This is a genomic window from Streptomyces sp. TRM49041, assembly GCF_008271805.1.
Classification (GTDB): Bacteria; Actinomycetota; Actinomycetes; order Streptomycetales; family Streptomycetaceae; genus Streptomyces.
In genome coordinates, this window is record NZ_VSRY01000157.1 from 1 (window position 1) to 25797 (window position 25797).

The 25797-nt window shown below is 71.9% G+C and carries 19 protein-coding genes, 1 tRNA gene and 1 other RNA gene; 10 read left to right on the forward strand and 11 right to left on the reverse strand.

Annotated features, from left to right (window positions below; genetic code table 11):
* Together FVS66_RS25370 and ffs are read right to left on the reverse strand one after the other, a co-directional pair.
* Positions 1–1278: DNA polymerase III subunit gamma and tau (locus tag FVS66_RS25370; RefSeq protein ID WP_149183544.1), on the reverse strand; the 1278-nt coding region annotated here is incomplete at its 3' end.
* Between the two features lie 119 nt (positions 1279–1397).
* Positions 1398–1496: signal recognition particle sRNA small type (gene ffs / locus FVS66_RS25375), an RNA gene on the reverse strand.
* Between the two features lie 72 nt (positions 1497–1568).
* Between ffs and FVS66_RS25380 the strand changes: the two genes are divergently transcribed.
* Positions 1569–1653, forward strand: a tRNA-Ser gene (locus FVS66_RS25380).
* Between the two features lie 406 nt (positions 1654–2059).
* Here FVS66_RS25380 and FVS66_RS25385 read toward each other — a convergent pair.
* Both FVS66_RS25385 and FVS66_RS25390 read right to left on the reverse strand, forming a co-directional pair.
* A complete protein-coding gene (locus FVS66_RS25385; RefSeq protein WP_149183545.1) occupies positions 2060–2461 on the reverse strand; it encodes a PIN domain-containing protein in 402 nt (133 codons plus the stop codon).
* Positions 2458–2706, reverse strand: a complete 249-nt coding sequence (locus FVS66_RS25390; protein ID WP_149183546.1) for a hypothetical protein — start codon at positions 2704–2706, stop codon at positions 2458–2460. The genes FVS66_RS25385 and FVS66_RS25390 overlap by 4 nt, the downstream gene beginning before the upstream one ends.
* Positions 2707–3382: 676 nt before the next feature.
* Between FVS66_RS25390 and FVS66_RS25400 the strand changes: the two genes are divergently transcribed.
* The 3 genes from FVS66_RS25400 (at position 3383) to FVS66_RS25410 (ending at position 9900) form a co-directional block, all read left to right on the forward strand.
* Positions 3383–6202, forward strand: coding sequence for a DEAD/DEAH box helicase (locus FVS66_RS25400; protein ID WP_149183547.1), 2820 nt, complete (start codon positions 3383–3385; stop codon positions 6200–6202).
* Positions 6199–7434, forward strand: coding sequence for an SWIM zinc finger family protein (locus tag FVS66_RS25405; protein WP_262387196.1), 1236 nt, complete (start codon positions 6199–6201; stop codon positions 7432–7434). Before FVS66_RS25400 ends, FVS66_RS25405 begins: the two co-directional genes overlap by 4 nt.
* Positions 7435–8109: 675 nt before the next feature.
* A complete protein-coding gene (locus FVS66_RS25410) occupies positions 8110–9900 on the forward strand; it encodes a helicase-associated domain-containing protein (RefSeq protein ID WP_262387197.1) in 1791 nt (596 codons plus the stop codon).
* Positions 9901–9935: 35 nt separating this feature from the next.
* On the opposite strand, the gene FVS66_RS36620 is transcribed toward FVS66_RS25410, so the two are convergent.
* Both FVS66_RS36620 and FVS66_RS25420 read right to left on the reverse strand, forming a co-directional pair.
* On the reverse strand, positions 9936–10286 hold the full coding sequence (locus FVS66_RS36620; RefSeq protein ID WP_149183548.1) for a methyltransferase: 351 nt from the start codon (positions 10284–10286) through the stop codon (positions 9936–9938).
* 710 nt (positions 10287–10996) lie between these two features.
* On the reverse strand, positions 10997–11389 hold the full coding sequence (locus FVS66_RS25420; RefSeq protein WP_149183549.1) for a VOC family protein: 393 nt from the start codon (positions 11387–11389) through the stop codon (positions 10997–10999).
* A 106-nt stretch (positions 11390–11495) separates the two neighbouring features.
* On the opposite strand from FVS66_RS25420, the gene FVS66_RS25425 reads away from it, so the two are divergent.
* The gene (locus FVS66_RS25425) at positions 11496–12509 is read left to right on the forward strand and encodes a ScbA/BarX family gamma-butyrolactone biosynthesis protein (RefSeq protein WP_149183550.1); all 1014 of its coding nucleotides are present in this window, start codon (positions 11496–11498) and stop codon (positions 12507–12509) included.
* A gap of 95 nt (positions 12510–12604) precedes the next feature.
* Here the strand turns inward: FVS66_RS25425 and FVS66_RS25430 are convergent, their stop codons facing one another.
* From FVS66_RS25430 to FVS66_RS25450, 4 genes are all read right to left on the reverse strand, one after another.
* Positions 12605–14173, reverse strand: coding sequence for an MFS transporter (locus FVS66_RS25430; protein ID WP_262387198.1), 1569 nt, complete (start codon positions 14171–14173; stop codon positions 12605–12607).
* A gap of 119 nt (positions 14174–14292) precedes the next feature.
* Positions 14293–15030, reverse strand: a complete 738-nt coding sequence (locus FVS66_RS25435) for an HAD family hydrolase (protein WP_149183551.1) — start codon at positions 15028–15030, stop codon at positions 14293–14295.
* A gap of 151 nt (positions 15031–15181) precedes the next feature.
* Positions 15182–15883 carry an HAD family phosphatase gene (locus FVS66_RS25440; protein ID WP_149183552.1) on the reverse strand — a complete coding sequence of 234 codons (702 nt, stop codon included), beginning with the start codon at positions 15881–15883 and terminating at the stop codon, positions 15182–15184.
* A gap of 104 nt (positions 15884–15987) precedes the next feature.
* The gene (locus FVS66_RS25450) at positions 15988–16980 is read right to left on the reverse strand and encodes an aldo/keto reductase (RefSeq protein WP_262387199.1); all 993 of its coding nucleotides are present in this window, start codon (positions 16978–16980) and stop codon (positions 15988–15990) included.
* Positions 16981–17258: 278 nt separating this feature from the next.
* Here FVS66_RS25450 and FVS66_RS25455 point away from each other — a divergent pair, with 278 nt between their 5' ends.
* The 4 genes from FVS66_RS25455 to FVS66_RS25470 all read left to right on the forward strand — a co-directional run bounded on the left by FVS66_RS25455 (position 17259) and on the right by FVS66_RS25470 (position 20742).
* Positions 17259–18311, forward strand: a complete 1053-nt coding sequence (locus tag FVS66_RS25455) for a beta-ketoacyl-ACP synthase III (RefSeq protein ID WP_149183553.1) — start codon at positions 17259–17261, stop codon at positions 18309–18311.
* 57 nt (positions 18312–18368) lie between these two features.
* The gene (locus FVS66_RS25460; RefSeq protein ID WP_149183554.1) at positions 18369–18611 is read left to right on the forward strand and encodes a phosphopantetheine-binding protein; all 243 of its coding nucleotides are present in this window, start codon (positions 18369–18371) and stop codon (positions 18609–18611) included.
* Positions 18608–19837 (forward strand): beta-ketoacyl-[acyl-carrier-protein] synthase family protein, encoded by a 1230-nt coding sequence (locus tag FVS66_RS25465; protein ID WP_149183555.1) that lies wholly within the window; start codon positions 18608–18610, stop codon positions 19835–19837. The genes FVS66_RS25460 and FVS66_RS25465 overlap by 4 nt, the downstream gene beginning before the upstream one ends.
* Positions 19838–19950: 113 nt before the next feature.
* Positions 19951–20742: a thioesterase II family protein gene (locus tag FVS66_RS25470; protein ID WP_149183556.1), complete on the forward strand. Its 792-nt coding sequence runs from the start codon at positions 19951–19953 to the stop codon at positions 20740–20742.
* Here the strand turns inward: FVS66_RS25470 and FVS66_RS25475 are convergent.
* Positions 20689–21534, reverse strand: a complete 846-nt coding sequence (locus FVS66_RS25475) for an AfsR/SARP family transcriptional regulator (protein WP_149183557.1) — start codon at positions 21532–21534, stop codon at positions 20689–20691. The genes FVS66_RS25470 and FVS66_RS25475 overlap by 54 nt on opposite strands.
* A gap of 261 nt (positions 21535–21795) precedes the next feature.
* Here FVS66_RS25475 and FVS66_RS25480 point away from each other — a divergent pair, with 261 nt between their 5' ends.
* On the forward strand, positions 21796–25797 hold the full coding sequence (locus FVS66_RS25480; protein WP_149183558.1) for a type I polyketide synthase: 4002 nt from the start codon (positions 21796–21798) through the stop codon (positions 25795–25797).

The following is a 25797-nucleotide window of genomic DNA, read 5'->3' on the forward strand; positions in this document are numbered from 1 at the left end:
CCCGCCGCCCGGCGGCACCCCGGGCCCCACGGCGTCGGGCGCATGGGCCCCGGGCCCCGGCACGTACCCCACAGCGGGCCCGGGCCCGGGCCCGGGCCCGGGCCCGGCAGGCTGAACGTGCATGCCACGCTCCAGCCGCTCCAGGCGGGCCTGCAGCGACCGCTCGTCGTCGAAGGCGGCGGGCAGCAGCACGCGCGCGCAGATCAGCTCCAGCTGGAGCCGCGGCGAGGTGGCGCCGCGCATCTCGGTCAGCCCGGTGTTGACCAGGTCGGCGGCGCGGCTGAGCTCGGCGGCCCCGAACGTGGACGCCTGCGCCAGCATGCGCTCGATCACATCGGCGGGCCCGTCGATGAGCCCCTTGTCGGCGGCGTCCGGCACCGCGGCGAGGATCACGAGATCCCGCAGCCGCTCCAGCAGGTCGGCGACGAACCGCCGAGGGTCGTTCCCGCCCTCGATGACCTGGTCGACGACCTCGAAGGCCGCGGCCCCGTCGCCGGTCGCGAAGGCTTCGACGACGGCGTCGAGCAGCGATCCGTCCGTGTACCCGAGCAGGGCCGTGGCCATCGCGTAGGTCACACCGTCCTCGTCGGCGCCGGCGAGGAGCTGGTCCATGACGGACATGGAGTCACGCACGGACCCGGCGCCGGCGCGCACGACGAGCGGCAGCACCCCGTCCTCGACGGGAATGGCCTCCTTGCCGCACACCTCGGCGAGGTACTCCCGCAGCGTGCCGGGCGGCACGAGCCGGAAGGGATAGTGATGGGTCCGTGACCGAATGGTCCCGATGACCTTCTCGGGCTCGGTCGTCGCGAAGATGAACTTCAGATGCTCCGGAGGCTCCTCGACCACCTTCAGCAGGGCGTTGAACCCCGCCGAGGTGACCATGTGCGCCTCGTCGATGATGTAGATCTTGTACCGGCTGCTCGCCGGCCCGAAGAACGCCTTCTCGCGCAGGTCACGCGCGTCGTCGACGCCACCGTGCGAGGCGGCGTCGATCTCGATCACGTCGATCGACCCCGGCCCGTTGCGCGCGAGGTCCCGGCAGGACTGGCACTCCCCGCAGGGCGTGGGCGTGGGCCCCTGCTCGCAGTTCAGACACCGCGCGAGAATGCGCGCACTGGTCGTCTTGCCACACCCACGCGGCCCGCTGAACAGGTACGCGTGGTTGACCCTGTTGTTCCGCAGCGCCTGCTGCAGCGGGTCGGTGACATGCTCCTGCCCGATGACCTCGGCGAAGGTCTCGGGTCGATAGCGGCGGTACAGCGCGAGGGACGACACGCTTACGACGATATCGGGCCCCACCGACAACCGGCCCGCCCCGAGATCACCCGCGCTCCCACCAGAAGACCGCGCCCCACCCCGCCGGAAGATCACAGCCCGGCCGGCCCTCACTCACCAACGCAAGCGCCCCCCACGCACCCGCCAGAGCCGACCTACCCTTGCTGCCTTCCGGCCCTGGGGGAGTTCAGTCAGATAGCGCCACGTGAGGGGCTCCGCCAAGAGTACCCGATCCTCCGACCTGGGAACGAGTTCGCGAGCACGGCTCAACGTCATGTAATGTTTCCGGCGGAGGATTCGCCTAGAGGCCTAGGGCGCACGCTTGGAAAGCGTGTTGGGGGCAACCCCTCACGAGTTCGAATCTCGTATCCTCCGCAGCCGCCTGAACAGGCGAAACGAAGAGCTGGACCGCTCATTGCGGTCCGGCTCTTCGGCATTCCTTGGTTGCAGTTTCGGTTGCATTTATACGCGACATTTAGGACATCACCTCAAGCAGGAAGGCGCACGCTCACGCCCTATGAGGCGACCGGCGCAGACTGCGGGGAGCCACACCACCTGACGGGATACCTCACGACGGTTACCGGGCCGCCAGGACCCACACGATGAAGTTGACCGTCCTCAACGGCGTAGCGAAGAGGCAGTCGCCGCCCTGAGGAGCCTTGAACACCGAACGCAGTCATGCCCCCGTATCCGTCGACGCCCCCATCACGGGTTGGCCTGCGGCGACTCTGGCTTCCACGGATCCACGCGGATCTGCCCATGTCCCGGGACGATGTCGCGGTCATAGCCCGATCATCCGGACCTTGCTGCCGCACAGCCGGGTCATGTCATCGACATCCGACGTGAGGATGGCGACCGGGCCAGGCTGACGCAAGGCCGCTTCCGCGACGGTGGCGTCGATCGCATACTTGTGCCCGTGCAGACCGGCGCCCTTGAGCAGTTGGGCAGCCGCCTTGGCCGCTGTTTCCGTGATCGGCTCCACCTTGACCCGGGAAAGCGCCCATTGCAGTCGGGGCAGGTTCACCCTGGCGTGGCTCACCTCCACGATGGTGTTGGCGCTGACGACAAGGTCCGCTCCCATGTCATGGAACACCTGGAACATCGCCAGAACCTTCCGGTCCTGCGCCACCCAGGCCGACAGCCCCTCACTGTCCAGGACGACGGTCTCAATGTGCCCGCTCACGCGGCGCTCGCGCCGCCGGCGGCCGACGTCGCACCGAAGATCCGCGCCCGCGCCTCGGCCAGCTCTTCCTCACTGAAGGCCCCGTGCTCGTCTGTGTGGCTGCGCAGGTCGGCCCCCAGGAGCTGGTGCCGGATCTGCCTGGCGACCGCTTCGGCCACGTAGCCGGAGATGTTGTCCGTGATCTTCTTCAGCTCCGCCACCTGCTCGGTGGGGAGCGTCACCGTGATGCGTGTGGTGTCAGCCATGACCGCAAGCATACTGCGATATGCGCGCTACGTGCTGTCTATTCCCCGCAGTCGGTCCGGTCAGCGGCAGTCGGGGCGACTGTCCGGTCGAGCAGGGGCTCAGCTGGGCGCTTGTACGACGCGCCAGTTCAGCGGGCCCAGTAGCGGTACGTCTCGGTCCTTTGCGAGCCCTCGGGGGCGGGTGCCGGCAGCGGCAGGTCCAGAATTCCGATGCCCGGCCGGACCGCCCCCCGGGCGCAGCGTGCGACCACGCGTCCACCTCGGCCGGATCGACACCGACCACGCTCACCTCGACGCCGGGAACAGTCGTGCTGAACGGCACGGCAAGGCTCTCCTCGATCATCGCGAAGAGGCCGGTGAGCTGCTCATTCTCGCCGTAGGCGTCGACGGTGGCCTCTTCGACCAACGCCTCCGGCGCGGCTGGGGCCCAGGTGCTCATCGCCTCACCGTAGCGCTGCACCGTACGGCTGAGGACCGGTGTGTTCAGCAGCGGCATATCCGTCGTGGCGCCGTCGCCGGCAGTCAAGCCAAGGCTCGTGGTTGCCAGCGCGTGACGTTGCCTGGTGGGGTTCGGTAGTGAACGGCCCAGGGGCGGGCCCGGCAAGCGACAGGGCGGAAGAGAGTGGCACGAGTCGTCGCACGAGAGCCGAGTACGGGCACGAGGAGCGCACCGCCGATGGCCCGGCAGGAAACATCCGCCGTCGTGAGGGAACTGCTCGGCGCCGGCTGGGCGGCGGTGTTCCTGCCCGGTGAGCCCGCTCGCCTCGGGCGGCTGCTGCTGTGGAAGCCGACCGGGGCAGCAGCCGGAGACAGTATGGCGCCCACCGGCCTTGAGACCGAGGCGGTGGAGCTGGTCCTGCCGCACGGCCGCTCGGTCAGGCGGCGCAGGGTCGAGGGTTACGCGCTGCCTGTCGCCGTCGCTGTCTCCGCCCTGGCCGATGCGGAGCCGACGCATCCCTCCGGCGCCGCCTGGCAGGCCGCCACTCGCTTCGCGCTGCGGCTGCTCGCCGACGGCCGCCTACACCCGGCCCTCACTCCCGCCGGTTACGACACCTGGCAGGTGGGTCCTTGCACCGCCGCCCAGCGCCAGACGCTGGACGCCCTGGCCGCCGCCTTCCCGCCACACGCCCACTGCCTGCCCGAGCCTGGCCCCACTCCGGTACGGATCGCCGAACCGGCCGCGCTGGTAAGACAGTTCTGCGACGCGGTCGCCGATGATCTGGTCCGCACGCCGGCCGCGCCGCTCGCCATGGGAGCGCTGCCGTACGCCTGGCGCGAGGCCCGCGCCGTGCCCGCCTTGCGTGAATGGGCCGAGGAAACCCAGGCGGCGCTCACCGCCGAGGTCAGTGTCTCCCTGCGCGTCGAAGTACCCGAAGGACGCCGACGGCAGTTCCGGGCCGTCCTGCAACTGCACACCGCGGCGGACCCGGCGCTCGTCATCGAGGCCGCACGACTCTGGAGCGAGCCGACCGAAGTGGAGCAGCTGCTCGGCCCACGCGCCGAGACCGAGACCCTTCTCGCCCTGCGCCGCGGCGCCCGCGCCTGGCCCCCGCTGCGCAGGCTGCTCAACGATGCCGCTCCAGATCAGCTCCGGTTGACCGACGACGAAGCCTTCGATCTCCTTGGGGACGCCACGGACGCGCTGCGCGCGGCCGGTGTCGACGTGCACTGGCCGCGCGAGCTGGTCAAGGCGCTCACCGCGACCGCGGAGATCGGGCAGCGCACCGCCCCCGGTTCCACCGCGGGCGGCCTGCTGGACACCGAGGCCCTCCTCGACTTCCGCTGGCAGGTCTCCCTTGGCGGCGAGCCGCTCACCGAGGCCGAGATGGATGCTCTCGCAGAGTCTCGCCGTCCCCTCGTCCGGCTTCGCGACCAGTGGGTGGTCGCCGACCCGAAGCTGGTGGCCCGCGCCAAGCGCCGCCGGATGGAACCGCTCACCCCCATGGAGGCATTGAGCGCCGCGCTGACCGGCGAGGCCGAACGGGACGGTGACCGGGTCCCCTGTGCGGCGGTCGGTGCGCTCGGTGACTTGGTCGGTCGTATCCGCGACCCCGAGTCCCGCACCCCCGTGCCCCAGCCCGCCGCCCTCAAGGCCACGTTGCGCAGGTACCAGAAGCGTGGCCTGGCGTGGCTGGCCGAGATGTGTGCACTCGGCCTCGGCGGCTGCCTCGCCGACGACATGGGTCTGGGGAAGACCATCACCCTGCTCGCTCTGCACCTGCACCGCCAGACCGACCCCGCCACCGCCGGCCCCACGCTCGTCGTCTGCCCCACCTCTCTGCTCGGCAACTGGCAGCGCGAGGCCGCCAGGTTCGCCCCTTCCATCCCCGTGCGCCGCTACCACGGCGGCGACCGCCACCTGAAGGACCTCGCCGATGACGAGATCGTCCTGGTCACCTACGGCGTCCTGCGCCGCGACCGGGAGACCCTCACCGAGCACGACTGGTCGCTGATCGCCGCCGACGAGGCACAGCACGTCAAGAACCCCTACGCCGTCACCGCCCGTGAGCTGCGCGCCCTGCCCGCTCGCGCCCGCGTCGCCCTCACCGGCACCCCCGTGGAGAACAACCTCTCCGAACTGTGGGCGCTCCTCGACTGGACCACCCCCGGACTCCTCGGCCCGCTCACGGCCTTCCGCGACCGGCACGCCCGAGCGATCGAGTCGGGCGAGGACCCACAGGCTGCCGACCGGCTGTCCCGTCTTGTCCGCCCGTTCCTGCTGCGCCGCAGGAAGTCCGACCCGGGCATCGCACCCGAACTGCCCGCCAAGACCGAAACCGACCGCGTCGTGCCTCTGACCGCCGAGCAGGCAAGCCTGTACGAAGCAGTGGTTCGCGAATCCATGACGAAGATCGCCGAAGCCGAGGGCATCGCCCGCCGCGGTCTGGTTCTCAAGCTCCTCACCGCGCTGAAGCAGATCTGCAACCACCCCGCCCAGTACCTGCGCCAGTCGACACCGCTGCGCGGCCGGTCCGGCAAGCTCGACCTGCTCGACGAACTGATCGACACCATCACCGCCGAGGGCGAGTCGGTGCTGGTCTTCACCCAGTACAAGCAGATGGCAACCCTGCTGGAGAAGCACCTCGCAGAGCGAGGAGTCCCCACCCTCTTCCTCCACGGCGGTACCCGCGTCACCGCACGTGAGGAGATGGTGGACCGCTTCCAGCGCGGCGAGGTGCCGGTGTTCCTGCTCTCCCTCAAGGCCGCGGGCACCGGCCTCAACCTCACCCGCGGCACCCACGTCGTGCACTACGACCGCTGGTGGAATCCGGCCGTCGAGGACCAGGCCACCGACCGCGCCTACCGCATCGGCCAGGACAAGCCCGTACAGGTCCACAAACTCCTCGCGGAGGGCACCGTGGAGGACAAGGTGGCGAAGCTTCTCGAGTCCAAGCGCGCGCTCGCCGACGCCGTCGTCGGCTCCGGTGAGGCCGCCCTGACCGAACTGTCCGATGCCGACCTCGCCGAACTCGTCGCCCTGGGGAGGCAGACATGAGCCCTTCGTTTCCCGGCCAGCGCCGCGCGCCCGCTCGCGGCAGGCGTGCCTTCGCCGCTACCTGGTGGGGCCAGGCATGGGTGACGGCCCTGGAGGACTCCACCCTGGACTCGGGGCGCCTGTCCCGCGGACGCACCTACGCCCGCCAGGGCATGGTCGGCGCCGTCACCATCGCCCCCGGCCAGGTCAAAGCCGCCGTCCAGGGCAGCAGTCCCCGCCCCTACCGCTCCGCCGTCCACCTGCCCGTCCTCACCGACCCTCAGTGGGACACCCTGCTCGACACGATCGCGGCCCGCGCCGGACATCTCGCAGCACTTCTCGACGACGAGATGCCCGCCGAACTCGTAGACGACGCCCGGCACGCAGGCGTCCCACTGCTCCCACTGCCCACCGAGCTCGATCCGGAGTGTTCCTGCCCCGACTGGGGATACCCCTGCAAGCACGCCGCCGCGCTCTGCTACGCCATCGCCGCCACCATCGACACCGACCCGTTCGTGCTCTTCGCACTGCGCGGCCGCGGTCGCGAGGAGGTCTTCGCCCAGCTACGCGTACGCCGTACGGCAGCACAGGAGACCGGAGCCCAACCGGCACCTGCCGGCATACCGGCCGCCGCCGCGTACGCCCACTGGGCCGAAGAGCCCCCCGCACTGCCCGAACTCCCGGAACCCGTTGCCCACACCACAGCACTGCCCGTCGCCCCGCCGCCCGGCACCGGCCTGGCCGCCGCGGACCTGGAACGCCTCATGGCCGACGCCACCGCGCGCGCCGCCCGGCTCCTAGCGGGCGACACCGCCGACCTGCACCTGACCCAGCACCAGGACGCCGTCCGCATCGCCGCAAGCAACCCCGGACCTGAGTGGTTCCACCACCTGATCCAGAACACCGGCGCCAAACCCACTGCCTTCGCACGTCTCACCCGCGCCTGGCGCCACGGCGGTCCCACGGGCATCTCCGTCGCCGAACAGCCCTACGCCCCCGATCCGACGGTGATGAAGACCGCCCGCACCGCCGTGGACGCGGCCCTCGCCGAGATGACCGACTCCCCCACACACCTCAGAACCTGGCGCAACCGCCTCACCCTCACACACCACGGCATCCAGCTGCGTCTGGGCCCTGACGCCCGCTGGTACCCCTACCTCCGGGACGACGACGGCGAATGGTGGCCCGCGGCACCAGCCGACAGTGACCCGGTCACCGCGCTCACCGCGGCATGGTCGCAGAACTGGGAGTAAGGAGGCGATTCCCCGCTGACCAGGAACCACGAGCAGAAGCTGGGCACACTCACGCTGCTCCCACTTCCGTGGTTGCAGTTCTGGTTGCATTCACCGGCGTGCAGCACCGTTCAGAACCCCCGAACGGACCAGCTGCACCGCAGGTCAGGACGTTGCCGTACGGCCCAGAACCCCCGGACGAACATTTGGAAAGCGTGTTGGGGGCAACCCCTCACGAGTTCGAATCTCGTATCCTCCGCCAGTGCCTCACCGGGCACGATGTCGAAGGGCCCCACCGCTCGCGGTGGGGCCCTTCGACGTTGTCCGTCTCAGTTTCCGTCTCAGTTGGTCTTGGAACAGATGCTGGGCTCGCGTCAAGGAGCTCCCCGAGCTCTTGCCGGTGGTCATGTCTAGACGATCTCGATGCATGCAGAGCGGTCTCTCCCGCCCAGGAAGCTCGATCACGTGAGCCGAGCCGCAATCTGCGACTCGGCTTGTCGTCGTGCTCTGGTTGCATTTCTGGTTGCGTTTACACACACCCAATTCCCGCTGCCCGCGGCGCCCCGCGGATGTCGGCGCCCACCAACGGGGAGTCCTGTCCCGTACGGCATCTGCGGATCACAGGGGTACGACATCCTTGAAGCCCCGCGGTGGGTCTCCCCCGCTGCCATGGTCTGATCTCGCGAGGTGCCCGGCATGAAGTCCCGATCGACGCTGGCGACTTGGCTGGGCGGCCTTGACGGCTGTCGTCTGACACGCGTGCTCGAGACGCGGAGGGACGCGGCGGCCACTCCGGAGCCGCGCTCGGTGGGGGAACTGGCCGACCGCCTTCAGCGCCCGGGATCGGTGGCGCTTGCCCTGCCACGGCTCGCGCTGCCGCATCTCCAGGTGGCCGAGGCGCTGGCGGCGCTGCGTGCGCCCGCGTCGCGCGATGCCCTGGCGGAGCTGCTGGGAGCGGCGGACGACGAAGCCGTCGGGGAACTGGACCTGGTGTTGGAGGCCCTGGCCGATCATGCTCTGGTCTGGCCTGACGGCGCGGGGAACCTCCGCATGGCCGGACCGCTGCGGCAGGCGTGGGACGCGCCCCTGGGCCTGGATGCCCAACTGGAGGAACTACTCGCCGGCTCGACCTCCGACGAGCTGCGCGGAATGCTGGCTGCACTGGGCGTCAGGCCGCCGCGCAGCAAGGCGCAGCGGCTGGCCGCGCTGGTGGAACACCACAGCGACCCGGAGCGGATCCTCTCCGTGGTCGCCAAGGCCCCCGCGGCGACCCGGAAGCTGCTCGAAGGCCGAGCGGGGGCCGGGCCAGCGAGGCCCGCGCGGTTCGTCATGTTCGGGAGTCCGGGCCCCGATACCGAACCGGGCGCTCGATGGGCACTGGAACGGGGGTTCCTGGTCCAGGACCGCCACCGCTACGGCCCGGCCCGTATGCCCGCCGAGGTGGCGCTCGCGTTGCGCGGGGCCGGCCGGCACGCCCCGTTCCAACCCGTCCCGCCTTCCTTGGGATTGGCGCAGGTCACCCCGAGGGAGGTCGACCACGAGGCTTCGGCCGCCGCCTCGGCGTTCGCCGCCGGTGCCGCCTCGGTCCTGTCGGCCTGCTCGGCGGCCGCGCCGGCCCGGCTGAAGTCCGGCGGGATCGGTGCGCGTGAGCTGGCCCGGATCGGCAAGGCGGCCCAGGCCGACGACGCCGTCGTACGCCTCACCCTGGAGACCGCGTACGCCGCCGGGCTGCTGGCCCGGGACGGCGATCGCGTGGCCCCCACCGAGGCTTACGACGCCTGGGCGGAGCAGGAACCTCCGGAGCAGTTCGCCGTACTGCTCCAGGCATGGCGTGACCTGCCGCTCACCCCAACCCGGGCGCGCGACGAGGACAGCAAGGCGCTCGCCGCACTCGCGGGCGCACCGCCCTGCGACGGCTGTGTGCAGGCCCGCCACGGGCTGTTGGCCGCAGCCGCGTGGTTCCCGGCGGGGCAGGGCGTGCGGGTCGCCTCGGATCTGGGGCCGCTGATCGCCTGGCACCGCCCCCTCGCCGACTCGTCGCCGGACGGAACCCCGTTCACCACGGTGATCCGCGAGGCCGAACTCCTCGGCGTACTCGCGCGAGGTGCCCTGTCCGCCATCGGCATCCGCCTGCGGACCGGCGACGCGGAGGGGCTGGGGATCGAGTGCCGGCGGCTGCTGCCCTCGGCCACTGCGACGGCCCGGATCGGCGCCGACCTCACCGCCGTCGTCACCGGCACACCGTCCGCGCGGCTGGCCGCGCTCCTGGACTTCGTCGCGGACCGGGAGACCAGCGGCACGGCGTCGGTGTGGCGGTTCAGTGCCGGCAGCGTGCGTCGGGCTCTGGACGCCGGCCGTACCCACGAGGACATCACTGCCGACCTGGCCGCTGTCGCCGCCGGGCCCCTGCCACAGCCACTGTCCGCCACTCCACCGCAGGTCAGGACAGGTACGACCCCCGCCGGACCCCCGCAGCCGATCACCTAGGGAGCGGCCGGACCTTCGAGGGTCTGCCGGTGGCTTCATCGAGGCCGGCCAGGCAACGAGGGCAGCGGAGCCACCGCTGTCTGTCGACGGCCCGCTCTCCAGTCCTGCCTAGGACACCAAGGGAGGGGAAAAGCTGCCGGATCTCGCCGAACAGCTGAGGCAGGAGGTCCACCACGGAGATGATCTCCGCCTCCACCTTGCGTGTCCTCCCGGCCGGCTTCGGCACAACGGCGCAGGATGGCGGCTGCCTGTTCGTCGTTCCAGTTATGGATGACCTTGACGAGTGTGTACACATCCGCACCGGTCGGCAGAGGGGCGAAGAAGCTGCCAGCCACCGGTGTGAACCGACTCCCGCAACCCGCCGCTCGCATACGGGCCGTGGTCATGTCCCTTGTCGTGGTGTAGGGGATCAACGTGGATATCTACAGGTCACGCATGCGATTTGCCGATCGACAGCACCCAGGATCCTGACTGACCGTCAGCCGCGGCTGTGGCGCGCGGCCTCAGCCGCGGCGGGCGTTGGCGTGACCTCGGAGGTAGGACACCCAAGATCGACCGCGCGAGTCCATACATCGCCACGAGCTGACGTACCATCACTTGATCTCGCGCCCCAGGGTTCCAGATTCCGGCCGTGGCCTGCGCCTTCTCGCCTTGAACCCCTACACCACTTGGCGGGACACCATCCGGGCCGTGGCGGCCGCCACCCCGCCGGGCCGCTGCCATTCCTCCGTCTTGGTCGGCCGACACGGCGACATCCGTCCCGGCCGCCTGCCATGACGCACGTCATGCTCATGATCGCCACTGTGTCGGCCGCGGACACATCCGGCCCGTCGGGGGTCCTGTGCCGTTGAGGCAGGCGCTGACGCGCCGCCGAGCCGCTCTGGAGCTGAGGGGGCAGCGCACGGGCGATCTGAGCCTCGCGGACAGGGAGAGTCTCGGCCCCCGGGTTCTTCAATCGGCTCGGCAGCGTCATGACCGCGGTGGGTCTCGTCCTGCCGGCCCTGAGCCGGATGCTCGCCATCACCTGAGGCACCGCGTATACGCGCGCGGGGCGCGGGGCGCGGGAGATCTTCACACGCGGGCGGCCCGGACGAGCTCACTCCCCGTTGAGCTGGATCAGGTCCCACCGGTTTCCGTACAGGTCCCGGAAGACGGCGACCGTGCCGTACGGCTCGTGGCGGGGCGGCTCTTCGAAGGTGATGCCGGCGCCGCGCAGCCGCTCGTAGTCCCGGTCGAACATGTCGGTGTGCAGGAACCAGCCGACCCGGCCGCCGGTCTGGTCGCCGACGCGGGCCTCCTGCTCGCCGGTCGATGCCCTGGCGAGGAGGACGGCCGTCTCCCGCGCCCCTGGTGGGGCGACCACCACCCAGCGTTTGCCGGCGTCGACGCTGGTGTCCTCGCGGAGTTCGAAGCCGAGCACGTCCCGGTAGAAGGCGATGGCTTCGTCGTAGTCGCGTACGACCACGGTCACCAGTCCCAGATGAGTCATGGGGCGATCGTCTCAGCGGCGGGTGTGATGGGGGCGTGAGTGGGGCGTGAGCGGGGGTTGGGAGCGTGAGGGCCGCTGGAAGATCGTCACTGGGAAGGGTGTTGGGATGACTGCGGTCGTGGAGTCCGACGGGGTTGAGGCCGCGCTCTCGCGTCTCGGATTCGAGCGGACGGTGCCGAGGGGGCTCGTGCACCGGCGGGCGCTGTCGGAGGTGTTTCTCACGGACAGCAGGATGGTCGCCGCGACGTCCTTCGTGGCGGCGGCCCAGCTGCCGCCGTCGCACGCGTACTACACCGATCACACGGCCGCCCACGCCGTGGATCCGCTGCTGTTGCTGGAATGCTGTCGGCAGGCCGAGACGCATGCCGTGCACGCGCACTTCGGAGCGCCGATCGGGACGAAGTTCGTGTTGGAGTCGTGGGACATGGACCTGCCGGGCGCCGCCGCCGTCGGTGGGGTCACAGGGCCCGCGGAGCTGTTGATCAGGGCCGAGACGTATGACGCCCGGTGGGTGGGCGGCGCGCTGCGGGGGCTCGGCTACCGGATGCGGCTGTCCATGGACGGTGCCCGGGTGGGCGAGGTGACGATGCGGGTCAAGTACGTGGCCGACACGGTGTACGGGGCTCTGCGTGGCCGCAAGGGCAGCGGGCCCCTGCCCACCTCGGACGCCTACCGCGAACCGCTGCCCCCGGGGCTGGCCGCCCCCGCGCGCGTGGGGCGGGTGCGGGCCGAGAACGTGATCCTGCTCGATCCGGCCGTCGGCGAGCACGAGGTGCGGGCCGGGCTCCGCGTGGCCGGAGGACATCCGAGCCTGTTCGATCACGCCCAGGACCATGTGCCGGGCATGGTGCTGATGGAGGCGGGACGGCAGGCCGGGCTGCTGGCGGCCGAGGAGAGCACCGGGGTGCCTGCCGCCGAGTGGGGCCTCACGGGGATGTCGGCGGCCTTCCGCGCCTACGCGGAGCTGGATGAGCCGTTGGTGGTGGTCGCACGTGGCGGCGTGGACGGCGCCGGTGACAGCGGCGGCGACGGCGACGGGCTGTTCGGCGTGCGCGTCCTCTTCGAGCAGGGTGGGCGGGGCACCGCCGAGGCGGGGTTCCGGTTCGTTCGCCGTCGTTGAGGGGGCGGGGCGTGGCGCCCGCGGCCGACAGTCGGCCGGGTTTCGTACCGCCGGACCGCGGTACGAAACCCGGCCTCGGGCTCGCTGAGCGGCCGTCATCCAGCTGTCGCCGCTTGCTCCAGGTCCCTGTCGCGGACCATCGTGAAGATGGCGACCGCGCCGGCGAACGCCACGCACGCCAGCACCACGTACACCACGTCCCAGCCGTGGTTCAGGCCCTGGACCGCGTTCCGTACCAGGTCCTCTCCGCCGGCCTCGTGTACGGAGCCGAGCCGGCCCTGGACCACGTCGTCGGCCATCGTGCCGCTGCCGGCGGCGGTGTGCGCGGACAGCTCGCCCCGCGTCGCGGTGAGCAGCAGTCCGGCGACGCAGGCGACGCCGATGGTCTCGCCTGCGACGCGGAGGGTGTTGAACATGCCCGACGCCATGCCGGCACGCTCCGGCGGCACGGCGCTCACCGCGGCGTTGTCCATGACGCCGAAGGCGAGGCCGATGCCGATACCGGCCAGCAGCAGGGCCGCGTACATCCCGGTCCGGTTCGAGACCGGGTCGGTGAGGGTCATCAGCAGGAGCGCGACGGCCAGCACCCCGGGACCGACGGCGAGCAGCATCCGTACGGAGATCCGCTTGACGAGCACGCCGGAGAACATCGGCAGGATGAACACGGGCAGGGTGAGCGGGAGCAGCATCGCGCCGGACGCCGTGGACCCGGCGCCGCCCGCGCCCTGGAAGTACGGCGGCAGGTAGACGAGCAGGGCCGCGAACGCGAAGACGATGCTGACGGGCTGCCAGATGATCGCCACGAACGTGGGGCTGCGCAACAGGGTCAGGTCGAACATGGGCTCGGCGCCGCGGAGTTCCACGGCGACGAAGGCGGCCAGGAACACGGCGGAGCCCGCGAAGGAGCCGAGCGTCGCCACCGAGGTCCAGCCCTCGGAGGGGCCTTCGACGAAGCCGAGGGCCAGCAGCATCAGGGCCGCGGTGAAGGTCAGCACGCCGGGCTTGTCGATGCGCCGCGCCTCGGGGTTCCTCGACTCGGGCAGGCGCCGGGCCAGGACGAGGACGACCGCACCGACCAGGACATTGACGAGGAAGACGGCGTGCCAGGACGCCGCGGCCACCAGCAGTCCCGAGATGAACGGGCCCATGGCGAGGCCGAAGCCGATTGAGGCGCCGAAGACGCCGAAGGCGCGGGCGCGGGCGGCGCCGGTGAAGGAGTGGGCGAGCAGGGTGGAGCCGCTGGTGAGTACGGCCGCCGCGCCCACGCCTTGGACGAAACGAGCCACGTCCACCAGCCAGATGGCGGGCGCGACGCCCGCGACGAGGGACGCCAGCGCGAACAGGGCCGTACCGGAGAGGAACAGCCGGCGGCGGCCGAAGAGGTCGGCGGCGGAGCCCGCGGCGAGCATGAACGCCGTGAACGCCACGTTGTAGGCGTTGAGGACCCACTGGGTGGCCGCGGCCGAGGCGTTCAGCGCGTCCGACATGTCGGCGAGGGCCACGCCGGGACCGGTCACCGAGATCGGCAGCATCACCGCCGCCAGGGCGACCGCCACCAGCGTGCGGGTCGGGCCGACCGTCGGGAGGGGAGGGCGCGGGGCGGGGGGCGCGTCGGCGGGGGGTGCGTCGGCGGGCTCGGCCGCCTGTACGGCGTCGGGCGTCACCGGGGGTGGTTCGACCTGTGGTCCCCGGGGCCCTTGCGGTTGCCGGAACGTTTCGGAGTCGGCGGAGGGGTGGGACATGGGGGTATATCCGTCCAGTGTCGGGTGCCGGGGCGACGGGGTCAGGCCGCTGGGAACGAGACCGGGGCGGCGCCGACGGCTACCGCGTCGGCCCTCAGGAGGTCGCCCAGCTCGGCGAAGGAGTCCGCCTGCGCGTCGATGAAGGAGGCGAACGGCGCGACGTCGCCGGGGGTGAAGACGTCTCCACGCATCAGCACCGTCCGCAGGCCCGCGATCTTGGCCGCGCGCAGCGCCAGCGGCGAGTCGTCCACGAGGAGCCACCGCTCGGGGTGGTTCTCGTTCTCGGCTGCGAGCAGCGCCGTATAGGTGTCCGGGTCCGCCTTGGAGGCGTGGCCGAGGGGTACGAAGTCCTCCGGGCCGAAGAGACCGTCGAGGAGTGAACGGCGCGCCGTGCCGCGGTCCATCGTCGAGAAGACCCGCAGCCGTACACCTCGCGCGCGCTGTTCGGCGCAGAAGGTATCCGCCCCCCGGGCCAGGGTCATCCGTGTCCCCTGGACGCTCAGGCACGAGCGCAGTGACTCGATCTCGGCGCCGAGGTGCCGCTCGATGCCGAGGCCCGCGAACAGCACCCGCAGGCTGTCGCGCTGCGGGAAGGTGCAGATGGCCTTGAACTGGGCAGCCGTGGCCTCGATGGGCAGCTCCGTATGGCGGTTGATGCCCTCGTGCAGGGCCCGCAGCAGGAGACCGGAGGCGTTCATGCTGAGGACGCCGTCGAAGTCCAGCAGCAGGGTGTGCCGGGAGGTGGCCGGTGCGGGGGGTATGTCGGCGGTGTGTCCCATGGCGGGCGGCTCCTTGTGCGAGGTGCTTGTACGAGGGGCTTGTGCGCGGCCCTGTGCGAGGTCGGGGGTGTGGACCGGCGGCGGCCGGGCGGGGAGGGCGTGGTGACCGCCCCGCCCGGCCGCGGCGCCGGGCTCGGGTTCGGGCTCGGGCTCAGCCGTGCCAGACGGAGCGGGCGGCGGCCTCGGCATCGAGGGTGTGCAGCAGGTCCTCGTCGATGGCGTGCAGGGAACCGACGATGTGGCGGGCGCCGGCCTCGCGCATCAACTGCGGCTGGAAGCTGTGCTCGAAGGAGCTGGGGTGGCCGATGAACGGGATGTCCAGGGCCTTGGCCACCTCTGCGACCCGCGCCACGTCGTCGATGAAGAGGACCTGGTCGTACTCCAGGCCGAAGACCTCGGTGGTGATCTCGCGCAGGCCCGGGCGGAAGTCGTTGGTGCAGACGTAGCCGGGCTCGTCGAACAGGTCGCCGTACCGGCCGCCCAGGTACGTGTCGAAGTGGGCCTTGTCGAGACCGCCGTAGCTGACCGTCTTCAGGCCGAGGGCGCGCAGTCGGCGCAGCAGCTCGACGGCTCCGTCGATGAGTTCGACGGGGTGGTCGCGCAGGTACTCCTCGCGCTCCTTGAAGTAGACGTCGATGGCCTCCTGGGCGGTCCACGGGACGCGGGCCGCGTTGGCCATGCCCTGGCCGCCCACGAGCTGCGGCTGGGAGAAGATGCTGCGCTCGACCTCGGCCGTGTACTCGCCACCGCGGCTGACGATGAAGTTGTGGATGACGGGGCTGAAGGTGTCGTTCAGGAGCACGCCGTCGATGTTGACGGCGGCCAGCTTCAGCTGCTTGAGCTTCTCTGCCATGGGGCTGTCCTCTGAAGGGTGGTGGGGAGGTGGCTGGGCGGGATGTGGTTGGGGAAGTCGGTGGGGGGGAGGTGGTACGGGCGCCCGGGGTGGCGGACGAGGTGTCAGCGACCGACGGTCGCCATGCCCGCCGCGTCGTACCGCTCGCCCGACACGGCGGTACGCGGCACCGCGGCCGACACCGCGGCCAGTTGCTCGTCGGTGAGCCGCAGCTCCGCCGCGGCGACGTTCTCGCGCAGGTACGGGATGCGGCGCGTGCCCGGGATGGGGACGATGTCCTCGCCCTGGGCCAGCAGCCAGGCCAGCGCGAGCTGCACGGGGCTGCAGCCGAACTCGGCGGCGAGTTCCCGCAGCCGTTCGACGATGCGTACGTTGCGCCGCAGGTGTTCCTGCTGGAAGCGGGGGTGCGAGTGCCGGAAGTCGGTGGGGTCGAGGTCCTCGGGCCGGGTGATGGTCCCGGTGAGGAAGCCGCGGCCGATGGGTGAGTACGCGACCAGCGTGGTGCCCAGCTCCCGTGCCGCGGGCAGGACTTCGTCCTCGACCTCACGGGTCCACAGCGAGTACTCGGTCTGCAGGGCCGCGATGGGGTGCACCGCGTGCGCCCTGCGCAGCGTGTCGGCCGTCACCTCGGACAGGCCCAGGTGCCGCACCTTGCCCGCCCGCACCAGTTCGGCCATGGCCCCGACCGTCTCCTCGATGGGCACATCGGGGTCGCGGCGGTGCAGGTAGTAGAGGTCGACGTGGTCGACGCCGAGCCGCTGGAGGGAGGCGTCGATGGCGCGGCGGCAGTGTTCCGGACTGGAGTCGACCATCCGGCCGAGGCGCGGGTCGGTCTCGTCGCGCCTGATACCGAACTTGGTGGCCAGGAACACCTCGTCGCGGCGCCCGGCGACGGCGCGGCCCACCAGGCGTTCGTTGTGGCCCTTGCCGTACATGTCGGCCGTGTCGAGGAAGGTGACGCCGGAGTCGAGGGCCGCCGTGAGGGTCTCCAGGCTGCCGCCCTCGTCCGTCGGGCCGTAGAACTCGGACATGCCCATGCACCCCAGCCCGACGGCGGAGACCGACGGTCCGTTCCTGCCGATCCTGCGTTGTCGCACGTGTGTCTCCTTGTGCCTCGTCGTGCCATGTCGTGCCTTGTCGTGCGCGTACCGGTGTCCATGGTCTCCGCGCGTACTCCCGGACCGCTCACGCGGCACTCACGGCCGGGGTGAGCGCCGCGTGGGCCGCGCATGGGACGCCGGTGAGGCAAATCGGAGTCGGCGTTGCCACCTTGAGTGCTCCGACGAGAGCCCCGGAGGGATGACGCAGTGACGGCAACGCGCGACACGACCAGCACCATGACGAGGCGCCCTTGCGACGCCGGCCGGAGCGCCGGGTGAGCGGCACCGACCGGGCGGCGGTGGTCGCGGGGGTCGGCGCCTGGGTACCGCCCGCCGTGGTCACCAACGAAGCCCTCGCCGAGCGGCTGGACACCTCCGACGAGTGGATCCGCAGCCGCACCGGCATCCGCCGGCGGCACGTCATCGCCCCCGGCGGCGCCACGAGCGACCTGGCCGTCGAGGCGGGCCGCCGGGCGCTGGAGTCCGCCGGGGCGGACGACGCCGACGTCGTCGTCGTGGCCACCAGCACACCGGACCGCCCGTGCCCTGCGACCGCACCGGAGGTCGCGTCCCGGCTCGGTCTGACCGGAGTGGCGGCGTTCGACGTCGCCGCGGTGTGCACGGGGTTCGTGTACGCGCTGGGGGTCGCCGGGGGCATGATCGCGTCCGGGTTCGCGCGGACCGCCCTCGTCATCGGGGCGGACACGTTCTCCACGATCCTCGACCCCCTGGACCGGACCACCCGGGCGATCTTCGGCGACGGGGCCGGGGCGGTGTTCCTGCGTGCCGGGCGGCCGACGGAGCCGGGCGCGCTCATGGGTCTGCGCCTGGGCAGCGACGGGACGCGCAGCGAGCTCATCGAGGTGAAGGCCGGCGGGTCGCGGCAGCGCTCCACCGGGCTGCCCGCCAGGGACCGGGACACCTACTTCAGGATGGAGGGCCGCCCGGTCTTCGCGCACGCAGTACGGCGCATGGCGACCTCCGTGCGGGCGACGGCGGCCGAGGTCGGCTGGGCGCCCGCCGACATCCACCGGGTCGTACTGCACCAGGCCAACGCCCGGATCCTGGCGGCGGTGGCGGAGCAGATCGACGTACCGGCGGAGTGCTTCCCGTCCAACATCGACCGGGTCGGCAACACCGTCGCCGCGTCGGTCCCGCTCGTGCTGGCCGACGCGTGTGTCTCCGGCGAACTGAGCCCGGGCCAACGGATCGTACTCGGCGGTTTCGGCGGCGGGCTCACCTGGGGGTCGGTCGCCCTGGTGTGGCCTGACGTCACCGCGATCCGGTCCGACGCGGCGCCCGTGTCCCCCTCACCGACCGACTACTGAGCACTGAGCACTGAGCACTGAGCACTCACACCACCATCCACGATCGGAGCACACACCATGCAGGACATCGAGCAGCGGGTCTCCGCCCTCCTCTCGGACCAGTTCAAGGTCAAGGCGGACACCATCCAGCCGGACGTGACGCTCGGCAAGCTCTCCTTCGACTCACTCGTACTGATCGAGCTCGGCCTGGTCCTGGACAAGGAGTTCGGCGTCGAGATCGACGACGGCGAGCTGACCGAGCACCACACCATCGAGGGCCTCGTTGAGCTGCTGGCCGCCAAGGGAGCGGCGGTCCGATGACGGCACTCGGCGGTGACATAGCCGTCACCGGTCTCGGCCTGGTCACCCCCGCCGGGATCGGTGTGGAGGAGAACTGGGAGCGGCTGCTCTCGGGGCGCTCCCGCGCCACGCGGGACGGCGCACTCGACGGGATGCCGGTCGACTTCTCCTGCCGTGTCCCCGGTTTCCACGCCGAGGAACTGCTGGGCGGCTTCGCCTCCTGGCAGCTGGAGCGGTTTGTGCAACTCGCCCTGGTCGCGGGGCGGATGGCGGTGCGGGACGCCGGATGGAACCCGGAGACCTGGGACGGCAGGCGAGTCGGCGTGGTGCTCGGCAACTCGCTGGGCGGCGCGGCGACGTTCGAGGAGCAGCATCTCGTCCTGTGTGAGCGCGGCCCGGCGAAGGTGTCCCCGCTGCTGGTGACGAAGTACATGCCCAACATGGCCGCCGGCTACCTGGCGATCGACGTCGGCGCGACCGGGCCCAGCATGGTCACCGCCACGGCGTGCGCCTCGGGGGCGACGGCGGTCGGGACCGCGCGGGACTGGCTGCGATCGGGGGCCTGCGACATCGTGCTGGCCGGTGCGAGCGAGTCCGCGCTCACCCCGACGGTGATGGCGGGCCTCGGCAGGATGGGCGCCCTCTCCCGGTCGGGCGACGCTCCCGAGCACGCGTGCAAGCCCTTCGACGCCGAGCGCGACGGCTTCGTCGCGGCCGAGGCCGCCGGGGTGCTGGTCCTGGAGCGCACCGCGGACGCCCGCTCCCGGGGCGCGACGGTACGCGCGCTGGTCGGGGGCTACGGTGCCTCGTCCGACGCCCACCACGCCACCGCGCCCCATCCGGACGGTCAGGGCATCGAGCGGGCCCTGCGCGGCGGGCTGGCGGACGCCGGGGTCGCGCCGGACGAGGTCGACCACGTCAACGCGCACGGCACCGCGACCCCGATGAACGACGTCATCGAGGGCCGGATGCTGCGCCGGGTCCTGGGCGACCGCGCGGCGGTGACCTCCACCAAGGGCGTCACCGGCCACGCGCTGGCCGCGGCCGGCGCGATCGAGGCGGCCTACGCGGTACTGGCCGTGCAGCACGGCGTGGTGCCTCCGACTGCGAACCTGAAGAACCCGGACCCGTCCATCGAGCTGGACGTCGTCAGCGGTGAGCCCCGTAGGACCCGGGTGGACGTGGCCGTCAGTACGTCGCTCGGCTTCGGCGGTCACAATGCCGCGCTCGTCCTCACCTCGGCCTGAACGCCACCCGGCACGAGCCGTGGAAGCCGCACGAACGGTGCGGCCGCACGAGCGGCACGACCCGCACGAGTAGCCGAGCAGTACAAGCAGCACGAGCCACAGGAGCCCATGCCATGTCTCCCCCACCCGTCGACCGGTGGACGGCCGTGCTGCGGCCCGCGTCGCGGCTCGGCGGCCGCCTCGTCGTCTTCCCGCACGCGGGCGCCGGCACGGAGCGCTACGCGACCCTCGTGTCGGAGCTGCCGGACGATGTCGAGGTGGTCGGCGTGACGCTTCCCGGCCGGGAGCGCCGGGCGGGCCTGCCGCCCTGCCTGTCGACGGCGGAGGCGGTCGGGGCGGTCGACGCGGAGCTGGGCGCGCTCACGCCCGTGCCCACCGTGTTCTTCGGGCACAGCATGGGCGCGCTGCTGGCCGTGGCCACCGCCCACCGGGGCGGGGCGCGGTGCGACGGACTGGTGGTCAGCTGCTCGGTGCCGGGTGCCCGCGGCCTCCGCCTTCCCGGGCGGCCGGATGGACGGGACGAGTGGGCCGCCGTCCTGGCCGCGCACCGGCTGCCGGCCGACGCCCTGGAGAACCCGGCTCTCAACGACGCCCAGCGGGTCCTCGCCCACGATCTCGCCCTCACGCGCGACGCGCTTCGGGCCGTGGGCGGTGGTCCCTGTCCCCCGGCGCCGCTGACCGTGCCGCTGACGGCGCTGGCAGGCCGGGACGACCCCCTCGTCGATCCGGCCGTGCTGCCGCTGTGGGGCCACTTCACCTCCGGGCCGTTCCGCGCGCGACTCGCCGATGGCGGGCACTTCTTCCCGTTCACTCCGTACGGCCGGGCGCTGCTGTCCGAGGAGTTGCGCGAGCTACACGCCCGTCGGCTGCCCGAGCCGCTCCCAGGTTCCGGGGCGTTTCAGTAGGCGTCGCTCCAGATGTTCGTCCAGGCTTCCGTCTCCGCTCAGGATGCCCTGCTGGAGCCGGCGCAGCTGTGGCGAGGGCTCCAGTCCGGTCCCGTCGGCCATCGCGGTGCGTACGTCCTGGTACGCGGCGAGCGCGTCGTTGCGCCGCCCCGACAGGTACAGGGCGAGGATCAGGTACTCGTGGAGCGTCTCGTCGTACGGGTTGAGCGCCGCCAACGCGTGGAGTTCGCCGATGACTTCCGAGTACCGTCCGAGCCGCAGGTCGAGCGCGACCCTACGGCTGAGCACCGACCTGCGCCCCTCCTCCAGCTGTCGTACGTGCGCCCGCAACACCGGACCGGCTGGGACGTCCGCCAGCGGGGCGTCCCGCCACAGCTTCAGGGCGCTGTTCAACTGGGCCGAGGCCAGGGTCAGATCGCCGCGCTCCGCCGCATCGCCCGCCTCCGCGACCAGTCGGCGGTAGTGCGACACGTCCAGCTCGCCGCAGGGCACGTCGAGGCGGTAGCCGGTCGGTTCGGTGACCAGGATCTCCTTGGGCGATCTGCACGCGGCGGCGCCACGCTGGCTCAGCGCGATGCTCTTGCGGATCTGCATGACGGAGTTCTGGATGCCGGTCGACGCGCTCATCGGCACGTCAAGCCCCCACAGTTCACGCTCGATGGTGTCGCGCTGGACGACCCGGCCGTGGTTCAGGATGAGCACCGCCAGCAGCTTCTTGGCCTTCCGTGCGGCGGGTACCACCGAATCGCCGTTCATCGTCACACGCAGAGGGCCCAGCACTCTGGCGATCATCTGTTCTCCCCCATCCCCCGACAGCCGGGCACAGCCGATCACGCACAACGGTCCATTAATGAACTGCAGAACAAATATCTACCACGACCGACACTTCCTCAAGCCATAAACTTCCGACCCGACCACGCGCAGGAACACACCAAATGAGGGAATATCCGGCATCTCTGTGGAGAGTGTCACCTCCAGCGCTCGGCCACCCCGAAGTCAAAGTTGATCTCGCGTGTACTTTTGCACTGTGACCTTCACACGACAGGGGGCAGAGTGAATCACGGCGGTATACCCGAGATCGCGGTCGTCGGCATGGGGTGCAGGTTCCCCGGGGCGACCGGGGTGGACGCGTTCTGGCGGCTGCTGGAGAGCAACACCGACGCCGTCACCCCCGTCCCAGCCGACCGCTTCGACGTGGCGGCGCACTACTCCCCGCCACCGGGTGCACCGGGCAGGACGGTGTCGCGGCACGGCGGCTTCCTCGACGACCTGTACGGCTTCGACGCCGCCTTCTTCGGCATCGCCCCGCGCCAGGCCCGGGCCATGGACCCCCAGCAGCGGGTCCTCCTGCATGTCGTGTGGGAAGCGCTGGAGGACGCAGGAATCCTCCCCTCCTCCCTGGCCGGCAGCCGTACCGGGGTCTTCGTGGGACAGGCGACCAGCGAGTACGCGGACGTGGCCGACCCGCGGCAGGCCCAGGACGTGCACGGTATGACGGGCAGCCGGCTGCGCGCGGTCACCGCCGGGCGCGTCTCCTTCGCGCTGGACCTCCGGGGCCCGAGCATCGTCGTCGACACCGCCTGCTCCTCCTCGCTGGTGGCGGTGCACATGGCCCGGCAGAGCCTGCTGACCGGGGAGAGCGACCTGGCCATGGCAGCCGGCGTCAACGCGGTGCTGTCGGCGCACGACTCCGTCGTCTACTCCCAGGGCGGCATGCTCGCGCCCGACGGCCGCTGCAAGTTCGGAGACACCTCCGCGGACGGCTTCGTCCGGAGCGAGGGTGTGGGGGCCTTACTGCTCAAACGGCTGCCCGACGCGGTACGCGACGGCGACCGCGTCCTGGCGGTGCTGCGCGGCAGCGCGGTGACCAACGACGGCAAGGGCAGCGGACTCCTGTTGCAGCCCGCGGTGTCCGGGCAGGTCGAGATGGTCCGCGCCGCCTGCCGCAGCGCGGGCATCACACCCGGCCGGCTGGACTACGTGGAGGCGCACGGCACCGGCACCCGGGTCGGCGACGGCGTCGAACTGCGGGCGCTGACCGAGGCGTTGCGGGACGAGGCGTCGCCCCGCTCCAGCCCGCTGCGGGTCGGCTCGGTCAAGTCCAACATCGGCCACACCGAGGCGGCCGCCGGAATCGCCGGGCTGATCAAGGCGGTACTGATCGCCCGCCACCGTCTCATACCGGCGTCCCTGCACCTGCGCGACCCGCATCCGCTCCTGACCGACGCGGCGCCCATCGCGGCCGTGGACCGCAACACGCCGATAGAGCCCGCCGGTGGGACGGCGCTCCTGGGCGTCAGCTCCTTCGGGCTCTCGGGCACCAACGCGCATGTCGTCGTCGCCGAGTACCCGGCCGAGCCCGCACCGGCCGCACCGGCCGCACCGGCCGGAGCGACCGCGTCCGCCGCGTCCGCCACGTCCCGCCACGACGGCGCGCGGCCCGAACTGCTCGTCCTCAGCGCCCGCGGCACGGAGTCCCTGCGCATGCTCGCCGAGCGCTACGCCGCCCACCTGGAACCGGGCGGCGAGGGGCGCCGCTTCCGGCTGCGGGACGTCTGCCACACCGCCGCCGCACGGCGCGACGCCCTCCCGTGCCGCCTGTGGGCGGTGGGCCGTACGCACGACGAACTCGCCGCGACGCTCCGCCTCCTCGCCGCCGGGCAGGAGACCCCGGACGGCGGGCTGGTGGACACCGGCTTCGACACGGGCCGCAGGATCGCCTTCGTCTTCCCCGGCCAGGGTTCGCAGTGGCTCGGCATGGGACGGCGGCTCCTCGACGCCGACGTCGGCTCCGGCGATGGCTCTGACTCCGCCTTCCGCCGCGCCCTGACCGAGTGCGACAGCGTCATCCGCGAGGAACTCGGTTGGTCGGTAGTCGATGTACTCGGCGACGCCGGGCAGGAGCTTCCGTCCGACGTCGCCGTGGTGCAGCCGGTGCTGTGGGCGATGGAGGTGGCCCTGGCCGCGCTATTGCGGGAGAAGGGCGTCGAGCCGGATCTGTGCCTGGGACACAGCATGGGCGAGGCGGCGGCCGCGTATGTGTCCGGGGCGCTGTCCCTGCGGGACGCGGCGGCCGTCATCTGCCGTCGCAGCAAGCTCATGCAGCGCCTCGCCGGGCAAGGGGCGATGCTCTCCGTCGAACTGAGCGCGGACGAGGCCCGTACGGCCGTGGCGCCCTACGGCGCCGCAGTGTGCGTCGCCGCCGAGAACGCCCCGCGCGCCACAGTCCTGGCCGGTGACGCCGACGCGCTGCGCCGGCTCTCCCGGCGGCTGGAGGCGGACAGCGTCGACTGCCGCCCGGTCAAGGTGAACGTGGCCTCCCACTCTCCGGCCATGGAGGAGCTGCGCGAGGATCTGCGGGCGGCACTGGCCGGTCTCTCGCCGACGGCGCCCAGCACCGAGATGTTCTCCTCCACCCGCTGCACCCCGGTCGAAGGCGCCCAACTCGACGCCGCGTACTGGATGGACAACCTCCGTGAACCGGTCCGCTTCGTCGAATCGGTCCGGGCCGCCGCCAAGGAGGAGACGGTCTTCCTGGAGGTCAGTCCGCACCCGATACTGGTCCAGTCGCTCGTCGCCACCCTGGACGAACACAGCGCGCCCCCGGCCGCCGTACCACTCCTGCGACGGCGCCAGGACGAGTACGAGAACGTCGTCCGAGCCCTGGGCCAGGTCTTCGCCTTCGGCGGCCGGATCGACTGGGACCGCTGCTTCGGCGGCAGGGCCCCGCATGTGCCGCTGCCCTCGTACGCCTGGGAGACCGAGCACTACCGGCAGGAGCCGGCCACGCGGCCGGCCAGGGCCCACCACGGCCACGTACGGGAGATCGGCCTGCGCGAGCTGGGCCTCGACGGCCTGGGCGCCGGGGTGACCGCTCGCGGCCGCACTCCCGTGCCGCCGGTGGTCCACCTCAAGGCGGTACTGGACACGGCCCGCGGCATCCCCGGCTGCGGGCCGGGCGTACTGGAGCACGCGGAGTTCGGCGGCCGTCCCCTCGACCTGGCGCGGGACCGGGACACCACCCTCCGGGTCACCTTCGAGCCCACCGCCGAGCGGGGCGTCTACGCGGTCGCCGTCACCGCGGCCCAGGCCGGGGGCGCGGCGGGCGACACCCTGTGTCTGGCCGGCAGGTTCCGCACGGCCGACACGTCGTCGGCGGCGCCGGACGGCGCGGCCACCGGGGCCCCCGGCCAGACGCCGCCGGCCTCCGCTCCGGACTCCGCTCCGGACTCCGCGCTGGACTCCGCGCTGACCCGTTGCGCCGAGTACGTACCCGCCGCCGAGTTCTACCGCCGGGCCGAGTCCCGCGGCTACGCGCTCGACACCGCGCTCCGCACCGTCGACCGGCTGTGGCGCCGGGACGGTGAGGCGGTCGCCCGTATGCACCCGTGCCCCGGCGGGGTCACGGCGGGCCTGGAGGCCGCCCTGCTGACCATGCTCGGCGCCTGGCCGCACCACGTCGATGGCGCCGCCGCGGCATGGACCTACGTGCCCGTGTCCGTCGACCGAGTACGGATCGCCGACGGGGACGGACTGTCCCGGGAGCACTGGAGCCTGGCCCGGTTCGCGCCGGAGGCGCCGGGCGGCGGCAACGGGGCGGACGACGGGGCCGCCGGTGAGAACGCCCGCTGCGATGTCGTACTGCTCGCGGCGGACGGGAGGGTACTGGCCGAATTCCGCGCCATGCGGCTGCGCCAGGCACCGGGACCGGAACGCACCGACGCCCCTCGCTCCCGTCCCCGGGCCGCGCCCTCCTCCGGGCCGGCGCCGCACACCCCCGCGCCGGCCCTCGTCCCCGACCCCGACCCTGGTACCGGCACCCCGTCGCCGCGCACCCCGGAGAGCGTTCTGACACAGATCTCCACCGTGCTGGGCGTCTCGCTCTCCCGGCTGGACGCGCGGCAGCCGCTGCGCGCCCTCGGACTGGACTCGCTCCTCGCCACCGAACTGCGCGTACGGCTTCAGCGCGCGCTCGGCGTCGATGTCACCGCGAAACGCCTGCTGGGCGACGAGCCCGTCGGCGTACTCGCCCGCTCCCTCGCAATAGAGGACTAG

What these genes read in the sequence shown, in the direction of transcription:
- FVS66_RS25390 (WP_149183546.1), bottom strand. Translation starts at nt 2,706, where the DNA reads ATGGCTGACACCACACGCATCACGGTGACGCTCCCCACCGAGCAGGTG.
- FVS66_RS25400 (WP_149183547.1), top strand. Translation starts at nt 3,383, where the DNA reads ATGGCCCGGCAGGAAACATCCGCCGTCGTGAGGGAACTGCTCGGCGCC.
- FVS66_RS25405 (WP_262387196.1), top strand. Translation starts at nt 6,199, where the DNA reads ATGAGCCCTTCGTTTCCCGGCCAGCGCCGCGCGCCCGCTCGCGGCAGG.
- FVS66_RS25410 (WP_262387197.1), top strand. Translation starts at nt 8,110, where the DNA reads ATGAAGTCCCGATCGACGCTGGCGACTTGGCTGGGCGGCCTTGACGGC.
- FVS66_RS36620 (WP_149183548.1), bottom strand. Translation starts at nt 10,286, where the DNA reads ATGACCACGGCCCGTATGCGAGCGGCGGGTTGCGGGAGTCGGTTCACA.
- FVS66_RS25420 (WP_149183549.1), bottom strand. Translation starts at nt 11,389, where the DNA reads ATGACTCATCTGGGACTGGTGACCGTGGTCGTACGCGACTACGACGAA.
- FVS66_RS25425 (WP_149183550.1), top strand. Translation starts at nt 11,496, where the DNA reads ATGACTGCGGTCGTGGAGTCCGACGGGGTTGAGGCCGCGCTCTCGCGT.
- FVS66_RS25435 (WP_149183551.1), bottom strand. Translation starts at nt 15,030, where the DNA reads ATGGGACACACCGCCGACATACCCCCCGCACCGGCCACCTCCCGGCAC.
- FVS66_RS25440 (WP_149183552.1), bottom strand. Translation starts at nt 15,883, where the DNA reads ATGGCAGAGAAGCTCAAGCAGCTGAAGCTGGCCGCCGTCAACATCGAC.
- FVS66_RS25460 (WP_149183554.1), top strand. Translation starts at nt 18,369, where the DNA reads ATGCAGGACATCGAGCAGCGGGTCTCCGCCCTCCTCTCGGACCAGTTC.
- FVS66_RS25465 (WP_149183555.1), top strand. Translation starts at nt 18,608, where the DNA reads ATGACGGCACTCGGCGGTGACATAGCCGTCACCGGTCTCGGCCTGGTC.
- FVS66_RS25470 (WP_149183556.1), top strand. Translation starts at nt 19,951, where the DNA reads ATGTCTCCCCCACCCGTCGACCGGTGGACGGCCGTGCTGCGGCCCGCG.
- FVS66_RS25475 (WP_149183557.1), bottom strand. Translation starts at nt 21,534, where the DNA reads ATGATCGCCAGAGTGCTGGGCCCTCTGCGTGTGACGATGAACGGCGAT.